At 63.6% G+C, this 19,425-nt stretch carries 18 protein-coding genes; 8 read left to right on the top strand and 10 right to left on the bottom strand.

Going from position 1 to position 19,425, the window contains the following annotated elements; translation table 11 throughout:
* Positions 1-6: 6 nt before the first annotated feature.
* From HWY30_RS27895 to HWY30_RS41895, 6 genes are all read left to right on the top strand, one after another.
* Positions 7-522, top strand: a complete 516-nt coding sequence (locus tag HWY30_RS27895; RefSeq protein WP_244145040.1) for a (2Fe-2S)-binding protein — start codon at positions 7-9, stop codon at positions 520-522.
* On the top strand, positions 515-2,071 hold the full coding sequence (locus HWY30_RS27890; protein WP_090807406.1) for an AMP-binding protein: 1,557 nt from the start codon (positions 515-517) through the stop codon (positions 2,069-2,071). The genes HWY30_RS27895 and HWY30_RS27890 overlap by 8 nt, the downstream gene beginning before the upstream one ends.
* 6 nt (positions 2,072-2,077) lie before the next feature.
* Positions 2,078-2,884, top strand: a complete 807-nt coding sequence (locus HWY30_RS27885; RefSeq protein ID WP_090807408.1) for an enoyl-CoA hydratase/isomerase family protein — start codon at positions 2,078-2,080, stop codon at positions 2,882-2,884.
* Between the two features lie 33 nt (positions 2,885-2,917).
* Positions 2,918-4,666, top strand: coding sequence for a GMC family oxidoreductase (locus HWY30_RS27880; RefSeq protein WP_090807410.1), 1,749 nt, complete (start codon positions 2,918-2,920; stop codon positions 4,664-4,666).
* Positions 4,667-4,763: 97 nt separating this feature from the next.
* A complete protein-coding gene (locus HWY30_RS27875) occupies positions 4,764-6,140 on the top strand; it encodes an MFS transporter (RefSeq protein ID WP_090810238.1) in 1,377 nt (458 codons plus the stop codon).
* Positions 6,141-6,374: 234 nt separating this feature from the next.
* Entirely contained in the window at positions 6,375-6,617 is a 243-nt protein-coding gene (locus tag HWY30_RS41895; RefSeq protein WP_244145037.1) for a sterol desaturase family protein, read from the top strand.
* Positions 6,618-6,624: 7 nt separating this feature from the next.
* On the opposite strand, the gene HWY30_RS27865 is transcribed toward HWY30_RS41895, so the two are convergent.
* Positions 6,625-7,533, bottom strand: a complete 909-nt coding sequence (locus tag HWY30_RS27865; RefSeq protein WP_090807413.1) for a LysR family transcriptional regulator — start codon at positions 7,531-7,533, stop codon at positions 6,625-6,627.
* 331 nt (positions 7,534-7,864) lie between these two features.
* Between HWY30_RS27865 and HWY30_RS27860 the strand changes: the two genes are divergently transcribed.
* Entirely contained in the window at positions 7,865-8,227 is a 363-nt protein-coding gene (locus tag HWY30_RS27860) for a hypothetical protein (protein WP_176078960.1), read from the top strand.
* 35 nt (positions 8,228-8,262) lie between these two features.
* Here HWY30_RS27860 and HWY30_RS27855 read toward each other — a convergent pair whose 3' ends face one another.
* The 5 genes from HWY30_RS27855 to HWY30_RS27835 all read right to left on the bottom strand — a co-directional run bounded on the left by HWY30_RS27855 (position 8,263) and on the right by HWY30_RS27835 (position 13,405).
* Positions 8,263-9,264, bottom strand: coding sequence for a transketolase family protein (locus tag HWY30_RS27855; protein ID WP_090807419.1), 1,002 nt, complete (start codon positions 9,262-9,264; stop codon positions 8,263-8,265).
* Positions 9,261-10,106: a transketolase gene (locus HWY30_RS27850; protein WP_090807421.1), complete on the bottom strand. Its 846-nt coding sequence runs from the start codon at positions 10,104-10,106 to the stop codon at positions 9,261-9,263. The genes HWY30_RS27855 and HWY30_RS27850 overlap by 4 nt, the downstream gene beginning before the upstream one ends.
* 38 nt (positions 10,107-10,144) lie before the next feature.
* The gene (locus HWY30_RS27845; protein ID WP_090807423.1) at positions 10,145-11,473 is read right to left on the bottom strand and encodes an MFS transporter; all 1,329 of its coding nucleotides are present in this window, start codon (positions 11,471-11,473) and stop codon (positions 10,145-10,147) included.
* Positions 11,474-11,551: 78 nt separating this feature from the next.
* Positions 11,552-12,301, bottom strand: coding sequence for an SDR family NAD(P)-dependent oxidoreductase (locus HWY30_RS27840; RefSeq protein ID WP_090807424.1), 750 nt, complete (start codon positions 12,299-12,301; stop codon positions 11,552-11,554).
* A 207-nt stretch (positions 12,302-12,508) separates the two neighbouring features.
* Positions 12,509-13,405 (bottom strand): LysR substrate-binding domain-containing protein, encoded by an 897-nt coding sequence (locus HWY30_RS27835; RefSeq protein ID WP_090807426.1) that lies wholly within the window; start codon positions 13,403-13,405, stop codon positions 12,509-12,511.
* 191 nt (positions 13,406-13,596) lie between these two features.
* Between HWY30_RS27835 and HWY30_RS41890 the strand changes: the two genes are divergently transcribed.
* Entirely contained in the window at positions 13,597-14,346 is a 750-nt protein-coding gene (locus HWY30_RS41890) for an amidohydrolase family protein (protein WP_244145036.1), read from the top strand.
* Positions 14,347-14,612: 266 nt separating this feature from the next.
* Here the strand turns inward: HWY30_RS41890 and HWY30_RS27825 are convergent, their stop codons facing one another.
* Genes HWY30_RS27825 through HWY30_RS42740 form a run of 4 tightly spaced genes read right to left on the bottom strand, consistent with a single transcriptional unit; the run spans position 14,613 to position 18,991 of the window.
* Complete coding sequence (locus tag HWY30_RS27825; RefSeq protein ID WP_090807428.1) at positions 14,613-16,754, bottom strand: xanthine dehydrogenase family protein molybdopterin-binding subunit; 2,142 nt, start codon at positions 16,752-16,754, stop codon at positions 14,613-14,615.
* Positions 16,751-17,761, bottom strand: coding sequence for an FAD binding domain-containing protein (locus HWY30_RS27820; protein ID WP_090807430.1), 1,011 nt, complete (start codon positions 17,759-17,761; stop codon positions 16,751-16,753). The genes HWY30_RS27825 and HWY30_RS27820 overlap by 4 nt, the downstream gene beginning before the upstream one ends.
* Positions 17,758-18,300 (bottom strand): (2Fe-2S)-binding protein, encoded by a 543-nt coding sequence (locus HWY30_RS27815; RefSeq protein WP_090807433.1) that lies wholly within the window; start codon positions 18,298-18,300, stop codon positions 17,758-17,760. The genes HWY30_RS27820 and HWY30_RS27815 overlap by 4 nt, the downstream gene beginning before the upstream one ends.
* A 19-nt stretch (positions 18,301-18,319) precedes the next feature.
* A complete protein-coding gene (locus HWY30_RS42740; protein ID WP_176078959.1) occupies positions 18,320-18,991 on the bottom strand; it encodes a hypothetical protein in 672 nt (223 codons plus the stop codon).
* Between the last annotated feature and the right edge of the window lie 434 nt (positions 18,992-19,425).

Raw genomic sequence — 19,425 nt, 5'->3', positions numbered from 1 at the left:
AACATCATGCGGCAAGGGGAGCAGCGGCGCATCACGCTGACGCTCAATGGCCGCGAACGCAGCGGCCATTGCGAGCCGCGCGAACTGCTGTCGGATTTCATCCGCCACGAACTGGGCGCGACCGGCACGCATGTCGGCTGCGAGCATGGCGTGTGCGGCGCATGCACGGTGCACGTGGATGGCGTCGCGGCGCGCTCGTGCCTGATGCTCGCGGTGCAGGCCGATGCGCGGCGCATCGACACAGTCGAAGGTCTTGCGCCCGACCAGACGCTCGGCGATTTGCAGCAGGCGTTCCAGCGCCATCACGCGCTGCAATGTGGCTTCTGCACGGCGGGCATTCTGATGTCATGTGCGGACTATCTGCAGCGGGTGCCGAATCCGACCGAGGATCAGGTGCGCGACATGCTCTCGGGCCATATCTGCCGCTGTACCGGCTATACGCCGATCGTCGCGGCCGTGCTCGATGTGGCAGCGCGTCGTCAGGTCGAGGCGCGCGGCGAGAAGGAGGCCGAACATGCTTGATCTCGGCCGCACGTTTCTGCAAAGCGTCGAGCGCAGCCCGAACGCGCTCGCGCTCGTCGATGGCGACATGCAACTGACCTATGCGCAGTGGCATCGCATAATTCTGAATGTCGCCGATGCCCTGCGCGAACTCGGGCTGCAACGCGGCGACCGGTTGCTCGTCGTGCTGCAAAACCGCTGGGAAATGGCGACGCTGCACTGGGCGGGGCAATTCTCGGGCATCGTGATCGTGCCGCTCAACTGGCGCGCGAAGCCGGAGGAAGTCGAGTACTGCGTGACGGATGCGGACGTGAAGGCGATCGTCTACGAACCCGTTTGCGCCGATGCCGTCGTGGAAAGCGCCGCCGCGCAGCACGTGCCGCGCATCGGTCTGGACGACGCCCCCGGCCGCACGATGGCCTTCGACGCGCTGCTCGCGGAACGCACGCGCACCGGCGAGACGACGCACGCCACCGCCGACGATATCTCGCTGATCCTCTACACGTCCGGCACGACCGGCAAGCCGAAGGGTGTCCCGCGCCGTCATCGGCATGAACGCGCGGGCGCGCTCGCGCACGTCGCGCAGAACCTGTACCGGCGCGGCGAACGCACGCTCGGCGTGATGCCGCTTTATCACACGATGGGCGTGCGCTCGCTGCTTTCGATGGCGCTCGTCGATGGCGTCTTCGTCTGCCTGCGTCGCTGGAACGCGAAGCTCGCGCTCGAATCCATCGCGAAGTACGCGCTCACGTGCCTCTATCTCGTGCCGACGCTTTATCACGATCTGCTCGCGGACAGCGCGTTCGCCAGCACCGATACGTCGTCGGTCAGAAAGCTAGGCTTCGCGGGTGCGCCGATGAACGATGGTTTGCTCAAGCGCCTGTCGGCTGCGTTCGAGCCGGAGATCTTCGTCAATCACTACGGTTCGTCCGAGGTCTACACGGTCAGCATCGATCAGGACGCGACGCGCAAGCCGGGCAGCGCCGGGCGCGCGGGCGTGAACACGCGGCTGCGCGTCGTGAAGCTCGACGCCGTGTCGCCCGATGAGATCGCACAGGCCGGCGAGGAAGGCCAGATCATCGCGGACCTGCTCGGCGACGAAGCATTCGAAGGCTACTGGAACCGCCCGGACGCGAACGCGAAGTCGCTGCGCGAGGGCTGGTATTTCACCGGCGACACCGGCTATTTCGACCGCGACGGCGATTTGTACGTGACCGGCCGCGTCGACGACATGATCATCAGCGGCGGCGAAAACATCTCGCCGGTGGATATCGAATCGGTGCTCTCGCTGCATCCGGCCGTCGATGAAGTCGCGGTCGCGGGCGTCAAGGACGAGCGCTGGGGCCAGCGCGTGGTCGCGTTCATCAAGCGCCGCGAACACGTCGATGCCGAGGCGCTCGACGCCTGGTGTCGCCAGTCCGACCTCGTCAACTTCAAGCGCCCGCGCGACTACGTGTTCGTCGACGATATTCCGAAGTCGCCGGTCGGCAAGATTCTGCGCCGCAAGCTCTCGGCGGGCGAATACGCATCCGACGGCAACGTTCAACCTACACAGACCACAAAGGAGTAATCCGATATGAGCGATTTGAACCATCGCGGCCAGACGCTGCTGCAAGACCTCGACGGCTTCTCGGTCGAGATCGACGCCGAACGCGAGCGCGCCGACATCATCCTGCATCGGCCGCCGTTGAATGTCATTTCGATGCGCGCGCGCGACCAGTTGCGCCTCGTCTTCGAGGCGCTGGACGACGACGAGCGCGTGCGCGTGATCGTGGTGCGCGCGACGGGCGAGCACTTTTCGAGCGGCGGTGACATCAAGGGCTTTCTGGAAGCGTCGCCGGAGCACGTGTCGAAGCTCGCGTGGAATATCGCGGCGCCCGCCCGTTGCTCGAAGCCGGTGATCGCGGCCAATCGCGGCTTCTGCTTCGGCGTGGGGTTCGAGCTGTCGCTGGCTTGCGATTTCCGCATCGTCACCGAAACGACCTTCTATGCGCTGCCGGAGCAAAAGCTCGGGCAGATTCCCGGCTCGGGCGGCTCGGCTCGTCTTCAGGCGATGGTCGGCATCGGCCGGACGAAGGACATCGTGATGCGCTCGCGCCGCATTCCGGGGAAGCAGGCTTACGAGTGGGGCATTGCGGTGGACTGCGTGGCCGACACGGAACTGGAAACCGCCACCGATGCGCTCGTCGACGAACTGCGCGCGTTCTCACCGCTCGCTCAGCGCACCGCGAAGAAGCTGCTGAACGATTCGGAAGATGCGCCGCTTTCCATTGCTATTGAACTTGAAGGGCATTGCTATAGCCGGCTGCGCACATCGGACGATTTCCGCGAGGGCGTCGAGGCGTTCCATGGCAAGCGCAAGCCGGTGTTTCGCGGAAGTTGATAAGCAGCGTCACAGAAGAACAGGAGACAGAGGATGGAACGCTTCGATTACGTCATCGTGGGCGGCGGCTCTGCGGGATGCGTGTTGGCGCATCGGCTGTCGGCCGTGCCGTCGCTGCGCGTCGCGCTGATCGAAGCAGGCGCCGATACGCCGCCGGGCGCGGTGCCCGCCGCCATCCTCGACGGCTATCCGATGCCCGTCTTCTGTGGCGAGACCTACATCTGGCCGGACCTGAAGGCGAAAGCCACCAGGGACGCCGCGCCGCGCGTCTACGAGCAGGGCCGCGTGATGGGCGGCGGGTCGAGCATCAACGTGCAATCGGCCAATCGCGGCCTGCCGCGCGACTACGACGAGTGGGCTGCGAACGGCGCCGATGGCTGGGCGTGGCGTGACGTGCTGCCGTACTTTCGCAAGCTGGAACGCGACGTCAACTTTCCGGGCGGCGAACTGCACGGCAGCGACGGCCCCGTGCCGATTCGCCGCATCATGCCGAAAGACTGGCCGCCCTTCTGCGATGCGTTCGCCAAGGGCTTGCGCGCGAATGGCGTCGCGCAATTGCAGGATCAGAACGGCGAATTTGGCGACGGCTTTTTCCCCGGCGCGTTCTCGAACATCGACGACAAGCGCGTGTCCACGGCCATCGCCTATCTCGACGAAGCCACGCGCAAGCGCCCGAATCTCACGGTGTATTCGAACCTTCGCGTCGAGCACATCGTGATGGAAGGCGCGGCGGCGCGCGGCGTGATCGCGCTGGCGCAAAGCGGCGAGCGCGTGCGTTTCGAGGCGGGCGAAGTCGTGCTGAGCGCGGGCGCGCTTCAGTCGCCTGCGCTGCTGATGCGCGCGGGTATCGGCGATGCCCGCGAACTCGCGGCGCTCGGCATCGCATGTGCGGTGGATCGGCCGGGCGTCGGGCGCAATCTGCAGGATCATCCGTCGCTCACGTTCTGTCATTTTCTCGAACCGCGCTTTCGCATGCCGCTCGCGCGACGCCGCGCCAGCATGATGGCCGCGCGCATGAGCTCCGGCGTCGCGGGCTGCGACGAGTCGGACCTGTATCTGTCGAGCGCGACACGCGCGGCATGGCACGAGTTGGGCAACCGGCTGGGCCTTTTCTTCCTGTGGTGCAACCGGCCGTACTCGCGCGGCCGCGTGCAGCTCGTATCCGCCGATACCGCCGCCGCTGCGCGTGTCGACCTGAATCTGCTCGACGACGAACGCGATCTGCAACGGCTCGCTACCGGCGTGCGGATGCTCGCGAACGTGGTCGAGGCGTCGGGGCTCGGACGCGATCCGCGCGACTTCTTTCCAGCGGCGTTTTCTCCGCGCGTCAAGGCGTTGAGCCAGGTCGGCGAGCGCAACGCGCTTTTGACTTCGATGCTCGGCACGCTGCTCGATACGCCCGCGCCGCTGCGTCGTTTTCTGATCGAACGCTTCTTCACGCGCGGGCTGGACATGGCCGCGCTCCTGGCCGACGACCGCGCGCTTGCCGACTTCATCCGCGCGAACGTGTTCGGCGTGTGGCATGCGAGCGGCACATGCCGCATGGGCGGCGCGCAGGATCGCGACGCCGTCACGGATACCGAAGGGCGCGTGCACGGCGCGCAGGGACTGCGCGTGGTCGATGCATCGCTGATGCCGAGACTGCCTTCGGCCAACACCAACATACCGACCATCATGATCGCCGAGAAGATCGCCCACGCGATGGTCGCGCAGCGACGCGCGAGCTTGGCATCGGGCGCATCCAGCGACTCCGCTGCGCCGCCGCTCGCCGCCGCGCACTGACGATTTTTTAACCTCGACAAGAGCACGCCAAAAGACAAACGTGCCTGCGACACGGGGGCGATCGAAAGACGGCCCAGTGACATACAAGGAGATGCAAATGTCCGTAGCAGCGCAAGAAGGTGCCGCCGCGCTTCACGTCAATCAGCGCCAGGTCATGGGCGCAGTCGTGGCCTCGTGCATGGGTTGGGCGCTCGATCTGTTCGACCTGTTCGTGTTGTTGTACGTGGCGCCGGTGGTCGGGCGTCTGTTCTTCCCATCCGAGCACGCGATGCTCTCGCTCGCGGCGGTCTATGCGTCGTTCGCGGTGACGCTGCTGATGCGCCCGCTCGGTTCCGCGCTTTTCGGCTCCTACGCGGACCGTCATGGCCGCAAGGGGGCGATGATCGTCGCGGTCGTTGGCGTTGGCCTCTCGACGGCGGCCTTCGGCATGCTGCCGACGGTCGCGCAGGTGGGCCTCGTCGCGCCGGTCCTGTTTATGCTGCTGCGCCTCGTGCAGGGCGTGTTTGTCGGCGGCGTGGTGGCTTCGACGCATACCATCGGCACGGAATCCGTCGCGCCGAAGTATCACGGCGCGGTTTCGGGGCTGATCGGCGGCGGTGGCGCGGGCCTTGGCGCACTGCTCGCGTCGCTCACGTATCTCGCGATGTCGTCGCTTTTTCCCGGCGATCTCTTCGACGTCTGGGGCTGGCGCTGCATGTTCTTTACCGGCATCCTGAGTTCGCTGCTCGGCCTCTTCGTATTCAATAGCCTGGAAGAATCGCCGCTCTGGAAGAAGCTCGCCGCCGAGAAGGCCGCCAAGGCCGCCGCGCAGGTCAAGAGCGGGCAGGTGGAAGTGGTGCGCTCGCCGGTTCGCACGCTGTTCTCGCGGGACTATCGCAAGGTGCTGTTCGTGAACCTGCTGCTGACCATCGGTGGCGGCAGCGGCTATTACCTCACGTCGGGCTATCTGCCGACCTTCCTCAAGGTCGTGAGCCACGTGCCGAACGGCGCGGCCGCCGCGATCCTGATGATCTGCAGCGTGGCGGTGGTCGTCGCCTCCGTTGCGGCGGGGCATCTGAGCACGTTCATCGGGCGCAAGAGCGCGTTCGTGTGGCTCGGCCTCATCCGGCTGGTCGCGCTGCCTGCGCTCTTCGTGCTGCTGCCGACCGCGCAGAACATCACGATGATCGGCGTGTACGCGGTGCTGCTCTCCGCGCTCGGCAGCGCGGGCTATGCGCCGATCCTGATCTTCCTGAACGAGCGCTTTCCGACTGCGATCCGCGCGACCGGGACGGGTCTTTCATGGAATATCGGCTTCGCGATCGGCGGGATGATGCCGACCTTCGTCTCGCTCGTCGCGAAGGATGCGAGCCAGTTGCCGTCGACGCTCGCGATCTTCGTCGGCGCGATCAGCGTGATCTTCCTGATCGGCGCGTTCGTCGTGCCCGAGACGCTCGGCAAACTCGAAAACGGGGCGGCGCGCAATCCGTCCTGAAGCAGGCAAGCATCGGCGGGCGCGCCGAAGAGCGCGCCCGCGCATCGTCCGATAGAAAAAGGAGACGCTCATCATGAAGTATGACGACGACATTCGCGCGCGATCCTACAAGTTTCGCGACGAATTATTGCGCCGCGCAGCTTCATGCGCCGACGTTCGCGGAATGGCTCGCGGTCGTGCCGCTCTTTCTGTTCGGCAACTGGGCGGAATGGGCCGCGCACCGCTATGTGCTGCATGGCCGCGTACTATCTGATGTACGAAGGGCTGCACACGCTTTCGCATGTGACGGACAGCCCGTTTCTCGACCGCGTGCCGCTCATCAACACAGTCCGGCGCCTGCACGTCACGCATCACGATCCCGAACTTATGGCGACGCAGAACTTCAACCTCACGTTCCCGATCTGCGACACGCTGTTCGGCACGCGCAGCGATGCGTCGCGCAGCGCGCGTGAGCCGATGAGCCCGAGCGGCGGTTGAGTTTTCACTAAGCCCGCGCGCCAGTGGTCACGCGCCGGATCTCCTCGGTGATGATCGCAATGAGCGCCTGCGCGGCCGGCCCGATCGGCCGCTTCGGGTGCGTGACCTGAATGATGTGACGCACGATCGGCGGCGAATCGATCGTGCGCGCCCGCAGCAGGCCTTCGTCCACCTTCGCCTGCACCACGACGCGCGGCAGGATCGTCGCGATGCTGCTCTGCTCGACGAACTGCACGATGGTGCTGAGCAGATCGATCTCGAACTTCGGCTGAATGACGACGTCGGCGGCCATCAAGGCGGCGTCGAGCGCGCCGCGCAGTCCGTTGCGGCGCGTGGGGAGCACAAATTCGATACCGGACTGCGTGACCAGATGCATCGTCTCCGGCAGATCCGGCCCGTGCGCCGCGCTCGTCACCAGCACCATTTCTTCCACCAGCAGCGGCTCCACGTCGAGCGTGAGCCGCCCGCGCGGCTTGTTGATGATCGCGGCATCGAGTCGGCCCGCTTCGACGGCGTCGATGAGTTGCGCGCTGAAGCCGTCCGCGACGGACACTTCGACTTGCGGAAAAAGGGCGTCGAACCGTGCGAGCGATTCGGGCAGCACGCTTTGCGCCTCCGACGACACCATCCCGAGCGACACGCGTCCCGTCACGATGACATCGCGCCGGCTCAGATGCTCGCGGGCATGTTTGATGTCGCGCATGATCGGCGTGTAGAGGCGGTACATGAGCCGCGCCGCTTCGGTCGGAGCCATGCCATGCGGGCCGCGCGCGAAAAGTGTCTGCCGCACTTCGGCTTCGAGCTTCGAAATCTGCATGCTGAGCGCGGGCTGCGCGATGTTCAGCCGCTTGGCCGCGCGGGTCACGGTGCCCTCCTCGAAGAGAGCGATGAAATACTGGATCTGCTTCAGTTCCATGGGGCGGTGGTCGGGCGGAAGGAATCGGCTGTCGGTTGAACGCAGATATCGTAACGCCGCGCGGGATTTGCGTCGCCCTTAAGACATCGGGCCGCTCGCCGTTAACCCGTCGTTTTTCTGCTGCGGATAACCCGGGGATCATGCGGGCGACGGCGACTGCGGCGACGCATAGCTGCCACCAAAGCGGTAGTCGCCAGATAACGCACCCGAGTTCGCAGCCGCCGACGGGGATGTTTGCGTCGCAACCTTGCATTGCAGCGGTGCGTAAGCCAACAGCCTCGGCGTATCGAGCTTGGCGTAGTCTTGATAGCCTCGGATAGGGACGGACGCCGTGAGTATTCTTTGTCGAATCAAGATTGCCGTGACGGCCTGCTCGGTTGCCGCCGGATGCGTGTCGCAGCCCATAGGGCCGGCGGTAGCCGTGAAGCCGGGGCGCGACAAGCCATTCACCGTTTTTCTGCGGGACGATGCGCAGTGCAAACAGTATGCAAGGGAGCAGCTGGCGAGCGGTGTCGACACGCGCGCTGCGAGCGACGCCCACGTGCCGCGGGCACAACTGAACGTGCAGCAAAGATACGATCTCGCGTACCTGGAGTGCATGCACGCGAAGGGGAATGATGTGTCGGAGCGTGCGGAGCCAACGACGGAGCCTGAACCGGACATTCGCACCTCGGCAGCCGAGAATTTCCCCTGATTCCGAGTCACCCATCTGACGGCGAGTGCCTTGCCTCAGACCAACCACCGCTTGATCGCCTCAACCATCGTCGACGTGGAAATTCCGTAGCGGTCATGGAGCGTAGGTAACGCACCGGCAGCAAGGAACGCATCCGGCAGTCCCACCTGCCGGAACGGACAGGACACGCCCGCGCGCATCAGTTCCGCCGCCACCGCTTCGCCGAGACCGCCAATTACCGTGTGATTCTCCGCTACCACCACGAGCCGACCCGAGCGCTTCGCTTCGCGGAGAATCGTCTCGGTGTCGAGCGGCTTGACGGTCGGTACGTGCAGCACGCCCACGTCGATCCGATCTTTTTCAAACGCCTTCGCCGCTTCAAGTGCGCGCATCGTCATGATGCCGGAGGAGATGATCAGCACGTCGGCGCCGTCGCGCAGCATCTTCGCTTTGCCGAGTTCGAAGGTGTAGTCGTATTCGTCGAGCACAGCAGGTACGTTGCCGCGTAGCAGGCGCGCGTACACCGGTCCTTTATGTGCGGAAATCGCCGGCACCATCTGTTCGATATCGAGCGCATCGCACGGGTCGATCACCGTCATGTTCGGCATCGCGCGCATCAACGCGATATCTTCAGCCGCCTGGTGGCTCGGACCATAGCCAGTAGTCAGACCCGGCAATGCGCAGACGATCTTGACGTCGAGGTTGTCCTCGGCGATGGCCTGATGCATGAAGTCATAGGCGCGGCGCGTAGCGAATACCGCATAGGTCGTGACGAACGGTTGCGCGCCCTCGTGCGCAAGGCCGGCCGCGGCGCCCATCAGCAATTGCTCCGCCATGCCCATCTGGTAGTAGCGCTCGGGAAACTCCCTGGCGAAAATGTGCAGGTCGGTGTACTTGCCGAGGTCGGCCGTCATGCCGACGACGTTCGTGTTCTGCCGTGCCAATTCCACCAGTGCGTGGCCGAAAGGCGCCGAACGCGTGATCTGTCCTTCGCCGGCGATCGAGGCGATCATGGCCGAGGTCTTCAGGCGCGGCTTGCTTGTCGTTGCGTTGCTCATGCTTGTCTCCCTGCTTCGAGTGCCTGCAGCGCCAATTGCCATTCGTGGGCATCGACGCGGATAAAGTGGTTCTTCTCGCGTTCTTCGAGAAACGGCACGCCGCAACCCATGCGTGTATCAGCGATGATCATGCGCGGTTGCGCAATGGGATGCGCGCGGGCCGCGTCGAACGCAGCGGCCACGGCGGCAATATCGTTGCCGTCGACGCGTTGCGTGAACCAGCCGAACGCCTCCAGTTTTTCGACGAGCGGCTCGAACGGCATGATCTGCGTGGACGGGCCGTCGGCCTGCTGGTTGTTCACGTCGACCACCGCGATCAGGTTGTCGAGCTTCCAGTGGCTTGCCGACATGATGCCTTCCCAGATCGCGCCTTCATCCAGTTCGCCGTCAGAGAACAGCGTGTACACGAACGAAGCAGAATGCTTGCGCTTGAGTCCGAGGCACCGTCCGACCGCGATGGTCAGGCCGTGGCCGAGCGAACCACCGGACATCTCCATGCCAGGCGTATAGCTGGCCATGCCGGACATTGGCAAGCGGCTATCGTCGCTGCCGTAGGTTTCTAGCTCTTCGGCCGGCAGAATGCCTGCTTCGAGCAGCGCCGCATACAGCGCGATTGCGTAATGTCCGTTGGACAACAGGAAGCGGTCGCGCTCTTCCCACTCAGGGTCTTCGGGGCGATAGCGCATCGCGCCAAAGTAAGCAACGGCCAGCACATCGGCGATGTCGAGCGCCTGCCCGATGTAGCCTTGTCCCTGGACTTCGCCCATCAACAGGGCGTTTCTGCGGATACGGTAAGCGTGCTCGGCAAGCGATGCCGTCGAGGCATTGGATGGACTGTTCATGTCGTCTCCTGTGATCAGTCGGAATGGGTGAAGGAGGTTCAGCGGTTCACGGTTTTAGCGGGCACCAGGAAGACAAGGCAGGCACCGAGCGTGATAGCGGTCGAGATGAAGATCAGCCCCGCTGTTGACTTACCTGTCAGGTCGTTCAGCCAGCCCACGATCGCTGGAGAAAAGAAGCCGGCGAGATTGGCGACGCAGTTCACGGCAGCAATTCCGGCTGCGGCGGACATGCCGCCTAGCAAGGCTGTCGGCAACGACCAGAACTGCGACGACGAGGCGAGGATGCCTGCTGCCGCGATACTCAAACAGACGATCGAGGCGGGGATGCTGCCGAGCGTGGGCAATACGGCGAAGCCCGCGGCGGCGACCAGCATGGGAATCGCCAGGTGCAGCCGGCGCTCGCGGCGACGGTCAGCGCTCATGCCGATCAAGGGCAGCGCGATGATGGCGCACAGATACGGGATCGCAGTGAACAGTCCCACCCACAGCGGATCGGCAACGCCGGACTTGCGGATGATCGTCGGCAGCCAGAACGTCAGACCGTACTGCCCGAGCACGACGCAGAAGTAGATCGCGGCCATCAGCCACAAGCGACGGTCCCCGATGAACGATCTGACCGAGATGTGGGCGATCTTATGCGCGTTATCGCTCGCGACATTGCGTGCGAGCAGGGTCTTTTCCGATTCGGTGAGCCACTTTGCCTTGACAATGCTGTCATCGAGATACAGCAGGATCGCTATACCGAGCACGAGCGAGGGCAGCGCTTCGAGCAGGAACAGCCATTTCCAGCCGGCCATATCCAGCGTGCCATGCAGCGAGTGCAAAATCCAGCCCGACAACGGGCCACCGATTATGCCGGCCAGCGGAATCGCCATAAAAAACAGCGAGAGCGCCTTCGCTCGGCGAGCAGCCGGAAACCAGTAGGTCAGATAGAGAATTACGCCAGGTGCGAAGCCCGCTTCAGCGACGCCCAGCAGAAATCGCAACGCGTAGAACGCCGTCGGTGATTTCACAAACACGAAGCTAGCGGAAATCACCGCCCACGTGAGCATGATTCGCGCGAGCCATTTGCGCGCGCCGACACGGTGAAGGACGAGGTTGCTCGGCACTTCGAACAGAAAATAGCCGAGAAAGAAGATGCCTGCGCCCATGCCGTAGACGGTCTCGCTAAAGCGCAGATCGTTGAGCATCTGCAGCTTCGCGAAGCCGACGTTGACCCGATCGAGATATGCGCCAAGGTAGCACAGCATGAGGAATGGGATGAGCCGGCGGCTTACTTTCGCGTAGGTCTTCGATTCGAAGCTGGGCGAGTCGGCAAGGGGCAACACGCCGCCTTCGATGGGCGAAGCGGCACTCTTGGATTTCATGTTTTGTCCCCATCCACTGGCCCCGGGTTGGCCCGGGTACCTGGAATTCAGCGCCCTCTCTCGGGCGCACGGTGTCAGTCAATGAATAAGCATGCCGCCGTTCACGTCGAGCGTGACGCCGGTGAGATACGTTGACAGATCGCTCACCAGAAAGAGGCACGCGTTTGCGACATCGGCAGCATCGCCAAGCCGGCCAAGCGGAATGCCTTTGATGATGTCCACGCGCATCTCCGCGGTGAGTTTGTCGCCGGTAATGTCGGTCTGGATCAGACCGGGCGTGATCGAGTTGATGCGAATGCTGTCGGGACCGAACTCTCGCGCCATCGCACGGGCGAGACCGAGTACGCCGGCCTTCGCGGCGCTGTAATGGGGGCCGCCGAAAATACCACCGCCTCGTTGCGCCGACACCGACGACATGCATACGATGCTGCCACCTTTCTGCTCTTTCATCGCCGGCAATACGGCTTGCGACATATAGAGCGTGCCGCGCAGATTGACGTCGACGATTGCGTCGAAGCCCTCGGCGGTGATGTCTAGTGTGCGCACCGGCTGCGTGATGCCGGCGTTATTGATGAGGCCGTCGATGCGGCCGTATCGTTCGAGCGTCGCCTTTGCGGCCTTCACGCAAGCGTCTTTGTCGGTGACGTCGCAGGCGAGCCCGAGATGGGCTTCGCCGAGATCGGCAGCGGCCTGTTTCGCGTCTTCTTCGCGCAAGTCGAGGATCACGATTCGCGCGCCTTGCTCGGCCAGTGCTTTGGCGGTGGCTTTGCCGATTCCGCGCGGTGAAGCCGCGCCCGTGACGATAACGACCTTGTTGTCGAGCAGCATGATTGTCTCCTGGGTGTTGATCTGATGACGCAGTGTCCGGCACGCGGTCACTCGCATCAACACCGTGGCGCTCAACTATGCTTGAGAAATTTTCAGGTAACCGGCTGCCAGCCCGCGAGGCATGCCGGGTCGCTGTGTCGACGCGCCGAAACAACCCGCATGCTCATGCACGTACCGGAATACCCTGATGCCGATTCGGCGCAGTCATTACGCCGTACGGTCCCTGTGACCGATTTCCCGCTCGATCCAGGCGATGAACCGCGCAACGCGTGGGAGCTCCGCGTTCTGGGGCGGATAGACCAGATGATGCGCGCCCACTTCGACAGAGTGCGAATCAGCGAATACCGGCACGAGCGCACCTTCCTTGATTCGTACCGACGCGAGCATCAGGCTTTCTAACGCAATGCCCAGGCCAAGTGCGGCCGTCTCGAGGGACATGTACGAGCGGTCAAACGAGAAATCGAAAGTCTTGTGCGCAGCGGACACGCCGGTGCGTCCGAACCACTGCTTCCACTGGACGAGCGGCGTCTCCGAATAGATCAGACGATGCTCCAGAAGGTCTTCCGGCGTTCTGACCGGATGGCTTTCCAGATATCTCGGCGAGGCGAGCGGCGCGATGAATTCATTGCGCAGTGTCCTGACCTCGAGATCGCGCCAGTTCGCATAGCCATGCCGCAAGTCGATGTCGTAGTAGCCACTGGTAAACGATACATCTTCATACGAGCAGGCCAGATTCAACTGGATATCGCCATTGGCTTCCTGAAACGACTCGAGCCTGGGCAACAGCCACATGAGCCCGAAGCTGGGGCTGGAATGCACACGCAGGATATCGACGTCGGCGCGGCTCGATGCGCGCTCGGTCGCGCGGCTCAGATCAGCAAGAGAGCCCGTCACGTCCGACAGATAGCGCTCGCCTGTCGGTGTCAGGACGAGACCCCGGCCCGATCGATAGAAAAGTGGTTGGCCGATGATCGATTCGAGGTTGCTGATCTGATGGCTCACCGCCGAAGCGGTCAGACCAAGTTCCTCGGATGCGCGGCTGACGCTCCTGGTTCGGGCCACGCTCTCGAAAGCGACGATGGCTTTCACGGGTGGGATGCGCATAGTGAAATTTATTTCAGTCGCAGTTGAATGAAACCGCCTTGTTAGCACGCCATCCGCACTGCCATTCTGTGGGCAAGCCGCGTAACCAGGGCTGTGAAGTTTCCTGATGCTGACAGCGTCAATGCACCGGCAGCACCGCGGTAAACCATAGACATATATTGCGCAGCGCAACAGCTGAGCAGGAGACAGCGATGAATTATCCGTCCTTTCTGCTGACGGCGCGTTCGATCGTCAAAAGCTTCGGACCCACGAGCGTATTGAAGGGTTTTGATATTTCAATCGCCGCAGGCGAAGTGCACGCGTTTCTGGGCGGCAACGGCGCAGGCAAATCGACGCTCATCAAAATCATCTCTGGCCAGTTCGACCGCGACGGCGGCTCGCTCGAATTCGACGGACAGGACATCGGCACATCCGTGGGCGGCCATGTCGCCGCGGGCACCATTGCCGTGGTCAATCAGGAACTGGCGCTGCTGCCGCATCTATCCGTCGCCGAAAACATCGCCATGCCGCGCTTACAGCGCGGGTGCGCCCGCTACAGCGAACGGGCTTCGATGGCCATCGCCATCGAAGCGCTCTCACTGACCGATCCTCACTTGCTCAACCACACCGGCATGCCAGTCGACCGGATGCCGGAAGAAATCGAAGGCTGGAAGCAGGGCATGAAATCGCTCGCATCGGCTCCCAACGTTTTCTGCAAGATATCCGGACTGGGCATGGGAGACTGGAAATGGACGGTGGATAGCATCCGGCCGTTCGTGCTGCACGCGATTGAAGCGTTCGGGGCAAACCGCTGTATGTTCGCGAGCAATTTCCCGGTCGACAAACTGTTTAGCAGCTATGACGCCGTATTCAACGCATTCAAGGAAATTACGCAAGAATTTTCGTCCGACGAGCGGCGCGCGCTATTTCACGACAATGCGGAGCGGGTGTATAGGCTCTGAACTGAGCGTTTTTCCGGCTTGCTGCGAAAAGCAATCTGCCGAGGGGGCACTTCGGGACATGCCCGACTTGCCGATGTGCCGCAATTTGGCTCGTGAACTGCCGTTCGCAGGCGCCTCGCGACAGTCTGTACAGGATCGCGAAAAACCGTGGGAACACTTCCCGGTCGCCGGTCAGCGGGAACATCCGCTCGCTGAAATAAACCTGTAACTCCCGGTGTGCGGGTGCAATATGTCAGCGAGCGTTGTCATACAAGGCACAGTTGGTGCTATCCCGCAGCGGCGTGCTGACTCGAAAGGCCTGCCAGTATCTTGCCCGGCAAAATGGGCAGGTCGCGCACACGCAAGCCAATGGCGTCGTAGACGGCTGCGGCCACTGCGGCATCCACGCCGGTCGCGCCGAGTTCTCCGATGCCGCGGGTACCGATCGCACTTGCATGCGGATCATACTCACTGACGAAGTGGATCTTGATATCGAGCGGAATGTCCGCATTCACCGGGACCGCCACGTTCGACAGATTCTTCGCGAGCCAGCCACCGGTATTGGGCTCCTGCACGCTCTCTTCCATCGTCGCCTTGCCCCAACCCCAGATGATCGCGCCCGTCATCTGGCTTCGCGCCGTTTTCGGATTGATGATCCGGCCCGCGGAATAGGCACCCACCGCCCGGCGCAAGCGCACGAGGCCAAGCTCGGGATCGACGCCTACTTCGACAAAGATCGCACCCCACGTCCGCATCGCGTATGGCGTACCGTCGCCGTCCGCGCTGAAGCTGGCGCCACCCGGAAGCGTGAACGCACCGTCCGCGACCATCTCCGGTAGATTAGCCCGCCGCAGGCTCGCGCGAACGTCTTTCCCGCCGAGCGCATCGAGCTTCGCGTTGATTTCCCGGCAAGCCAGTGCGATCGCGCTTCCCGTGCTGCCCGTGGCGCTCGATCCATAGACGGGACTCGCCGGGTGAAGGTCGGTATCGCCCCACACAATCGACACGTTCTCGATCGGCAAGCCCAGCTCTTCGGCCGCGATCTGGCAAAAGACCGTCTGCGTGCCGGTGCCGATATCGTGCGTGTTCGCCTCGATCAACGCCGTGCCGTCGGACCTCAGGCGCACGCGCGCCCCGCCGGGAAAGCGGAAATTGCCCATTGAGCTCGTCGCCATCCCATGTCCGATGCGCCACGCTCCGTCTCGTCGTGGCGTCTCGCCGCGCGTGCGCCAGCCATAAAGCCGCGCGCCCTCCTCATACGCCTCGCGAAGCTTTTTTGACGACCAAGGCTTGTTCGTATGCGGATCGACCTCGGCGTAGTTCGCCAGTCGTAGATCGAGCGGGTCGATCTTCAGCGCCACGGCGAGTTCGTCCATCGCGCTTTCGAGCGCCCATAGCCCCGGACCTTCCACCGGCGCGCGCATTGGCGTGGGCACGTTGATGTTGCGCCGCTCCAGCCACTGCCTGGTGCGAATGGCGGGCGACGCATAAAGCGTCTTGCTTGCTTCGCTTGCGGGCTCCAGATGCGTGTCCGCAATCGCGCTCGAATTGACGATTTCGTGATCGATGGCGCTGAGCCGGCCGTCCGCCGTTGCCGCAAGCTTGATGTCCTGTTTCATCCACGGCTGATAGCCGACGCAGACGAACTGATCGTGACGCCGCAGATGAAGCTTCACGGGCCGCCCCGCGACGCGTGCCGCGGCGGCGGCAAGAATCTGGTGCGGCCACACATATCCCTTCGAGCCGAACCCGCCGCCCGTGTGCGGTGCGATCACGTGAATGTCGTCCGGCCTCATGCCGAGTGCCGCGGCTACGACAAGCGGCACATTCTCGCTCGCCTGAACCGCATCCCACAGCGTGAGCTTGCCGTGCTCGAATCGCGCAACGGTGCCCGATGTCTCCATCGCATTGTGGTGACGCGCGGCTTGAATATACGTCGCCGCCACGCTTGCCTGTGCGGTTCCGAAAATCGCATCGACGTCGCCCATCTCCAGATCGTCGCCGAGCATGCGTGGCTCGGGCGGCGGCTCGCGCGTCGCGGCGCCGGGAAGGATGGGGTCGTCGCGCTCGCAACGGACAAGCACGGCATCGCGGCCGGCTTCCGCCGCCTCGATGGATTCCGCAAGCACGATTGCGACCGGCTCGCCTTCGTACCGAATCGCGTCGTTTTGCAACGGCAGTGCGAGCACCGCCGCTGGCGGCTGAACCGCACCGAATCGCGGCATATCGTGCGCGGTAAGCACCCGCACCACACCCGGTAAGGTAAGTGCCGCGGTGGCATCCACGTCGATCAGCCGGCCCGACGCGACGGGCGCGCCGACCAACGCCGCATGAAGCGTGCCGGGCGGCGTGTTGTCAGCCGCGAATTTCGCCTGTCCCGTGACCTTCGCCTGGCCTTCCACGCGGGAGACCGCCGTGCCGATGCTCATGATCGCCCTGCTGCCGTCAGTAACGCACGCACCGCGGCATTGCGCGCCATCGTCACCTTGTAGCCATTGTGAGCGAGCGGCCGGGCGTCGCTCATTGCCGCGTCGACAATCGGCGTGACCACTTCCTTGGTCGGCGCCTGCCCGGCCAGCGACGCCTCCGCGGCTGGAAGGCGCCACGGACGTTGCGCCACCGAGCCAAGTGCAATGCGCGCCGACACAATGCGATCCCGATCGAGCTCCACGGATGCGGCTGCCGAGACCAGCGCATATTCGTAGCTGGCGCGCTCGCGGACTTTTACGTAGGCCGATCGTGCGTCCGCGCGGATGGGTATGTGAAAGGAGACGATCACTTCGTCGGCAGCCAGTCTCGTCTCGAGCCGGGCGGCATCGCCGCCCATGCCGGCCGCTTCCTGCTGCGTCAGGTGGAACTCCGTCATCTTGATCATTCGACCGCCGTTCGGCCCGATGACCTCAGCTGTCGCATCCAGACAAGCCAGTGCCACAGCCGGATCGGACGGTTGAACCGCGACGCATGCATCGGTCCAGCCAAAAATTGCATGCCGTTCGTTGATGCCATTGCGCGCCGGGCAGCCCGACCCGGGATTGCGCTTGTTGCAGCCCCATGGCAACGGCGCTTCCGAACGAAAATAAGCGCATCGCGTCTTTTGCATCACATTGCCGCCGAGCGTCGCGCGGTTGCGCACCTGCGCCGAGGCGGCGAGCAGACAGGCTTGAGCCAGCGCGCTCGCGTGGGCGCCGACGAGCGCGTCTTCACCGATCACGTTCAGGTCCGTCAGCGCGCCGATCACCAGATCGTCACGCTCGCGCACAATACGAACGAGACCTGTGAGTCCACCGACATCGATGACGCGATCGGGCGCTGCGATGCCGAGCCGCATCCAGTTGAGCAGCTCCGTACCGCCCGCGATGATCGCCACGTTGCCCGCCGCCAACGACGCGACTACCTGTTGCGCGGTCGCGCCACGCGCGTATTCGAAGTTTTTCATCGTTCGTACCCGGCCGCGCCGGCGGCATCGAGCACGGCCGCCGCGATCTGCGGATAGCAAGAGCAGCGGCACAGATTGCCGCTCATCCATTCGCGAACGCTCGCCTCATCGGTCGCGTGCCCTTCAGCGATGCAGGCGACCGCGGAGACGATTTGCCCGGGCGTGCAATAGCCGCACTGAAAGGCATCGTGCTCGATAAATGCCTGCTGTACCGGATGCAGCGTCCCGTCGGACGCGGCCAGACCTTCGACAGTCGTGACCTCGCAGCCGTCACATTGCACGACGAGCGTCAGACAGCTGTTCATCCGCTTGCCGTCGACCAGCACGGTGCAGGTGCCGCATGCGCCTTCATTACAGCCCTTCTTGGCGCCGCTGAGACCCGAGTCTTCGCGCAACCAGTCGAGCAGCGTGACGCGCGGGTTCACCGTAGCGGCCCGCGGCTGGCCGTTCACACGCATCGTCACCGTGACGCGGCTTGACCAATGCAGCCCGGCGTCTCCATTTGGAGCTAATTGCTCCCCGAAAGTAGCGTCGTCCATTCCCAATTCCTTGCCGGTTTCAACAATCACTCTGCTTGTATATAGACCATATGGAGTTGATATCAAGGGACGATATCCCTCCTGCTTCCGCACCGTCTCCCAAAGAATCGATCCGGCTCGAACTGCAAGGGCGAGCTGCTCGCATGCACCCGCTCGACACTTGCAAGCGGGCCAGGATTAAGTGAGCCGATTTCGACCTGATGCTGATTGAGGCCCCAGGTCCCAGGCCCCAGGCGCCAGGCGCCAGCGAAATGCAGTCGATGTAGGTGATGGCGGTCCGCACGATCCAGATAAAAAGTGTCGGCGCAGGGTTCAGCGTCGCGCCCGACCCGTTGTTGAAGGCGACGGTGTTGCCGTTGCCGATCGAGAAGCTGTGCCAGTCGATCACGCCGCGGGACGAGGACTGGTCGATCGTTAGCGAAGTGGTGCCGCTCGTCATCGCGCCCTGGCCCCGGACGAAGGCGCCGCCCTGCGGCAGTGGTCCGGCCGCGTGGGCCATCGGCACGCACCACGCGGCGAGCGCGAGCGGCACCCATAGTGCAAGCGTCAGCGGGCGCAGAACACGGTTCCACGCGGAAGGCCGCGACCGAGGCGCGATGAGTGCCGCGCCGGCATAAGCCAGCGAAAAGGACAGCCCATTGCGCGGGATTGGGGGCGACTGGATCGCCAGTCTGGATGAATGACGCGACATGATCCCTCCCGAAACGTGGTTCGTGGAAAGTCGTCGTCGCGGAACGCAGATTGTTGCGACCAGGCAAGGCGCGAAAGCCGCCATACCGCACAACACAGCCTAATGGCAGCAGCGCGTTTCAAAAGACCAACCGGTATTTGGGCATGCACCCGGTGCTTGCTGGTACCGCTTCAAGCGTGGATGTGTGTCGGTCGCCGCGGCGGCAGGAATGGCCGTTCAACCCTCGGAAGCGGACGGAGAGAGCGGCAAGAAGCATTGGTCGCCGGCAAAAGCGATAGAATGCCCGCTCTGCAAAAGACAATATTGACGGGGTACACGGCATGGAGCGGCCGGGCGCGCAGCGTTGGCATGAGCAAACGTTTCTAGGTGTCTTTCGCGGACAACCTGAGAAGGAGCAGGCGCTCCTCCGGATATGCCTGGGCACGGTCGTGTTG

Source organism: Paraburkholderia tuberum STM678, from assembly GCF_902833905.1.
GTDB classification, from domain to species: domain Bacteria; phylum Pseudomonadota; class Gammaproteobacteria; order Burkholderiales; family Burkholderiaceae; genus Paraburkholderia; species Paraburkholderia tuberum.
This window is presented reverse-complemented; position numbering and strand designations above follow the sequence as displayed.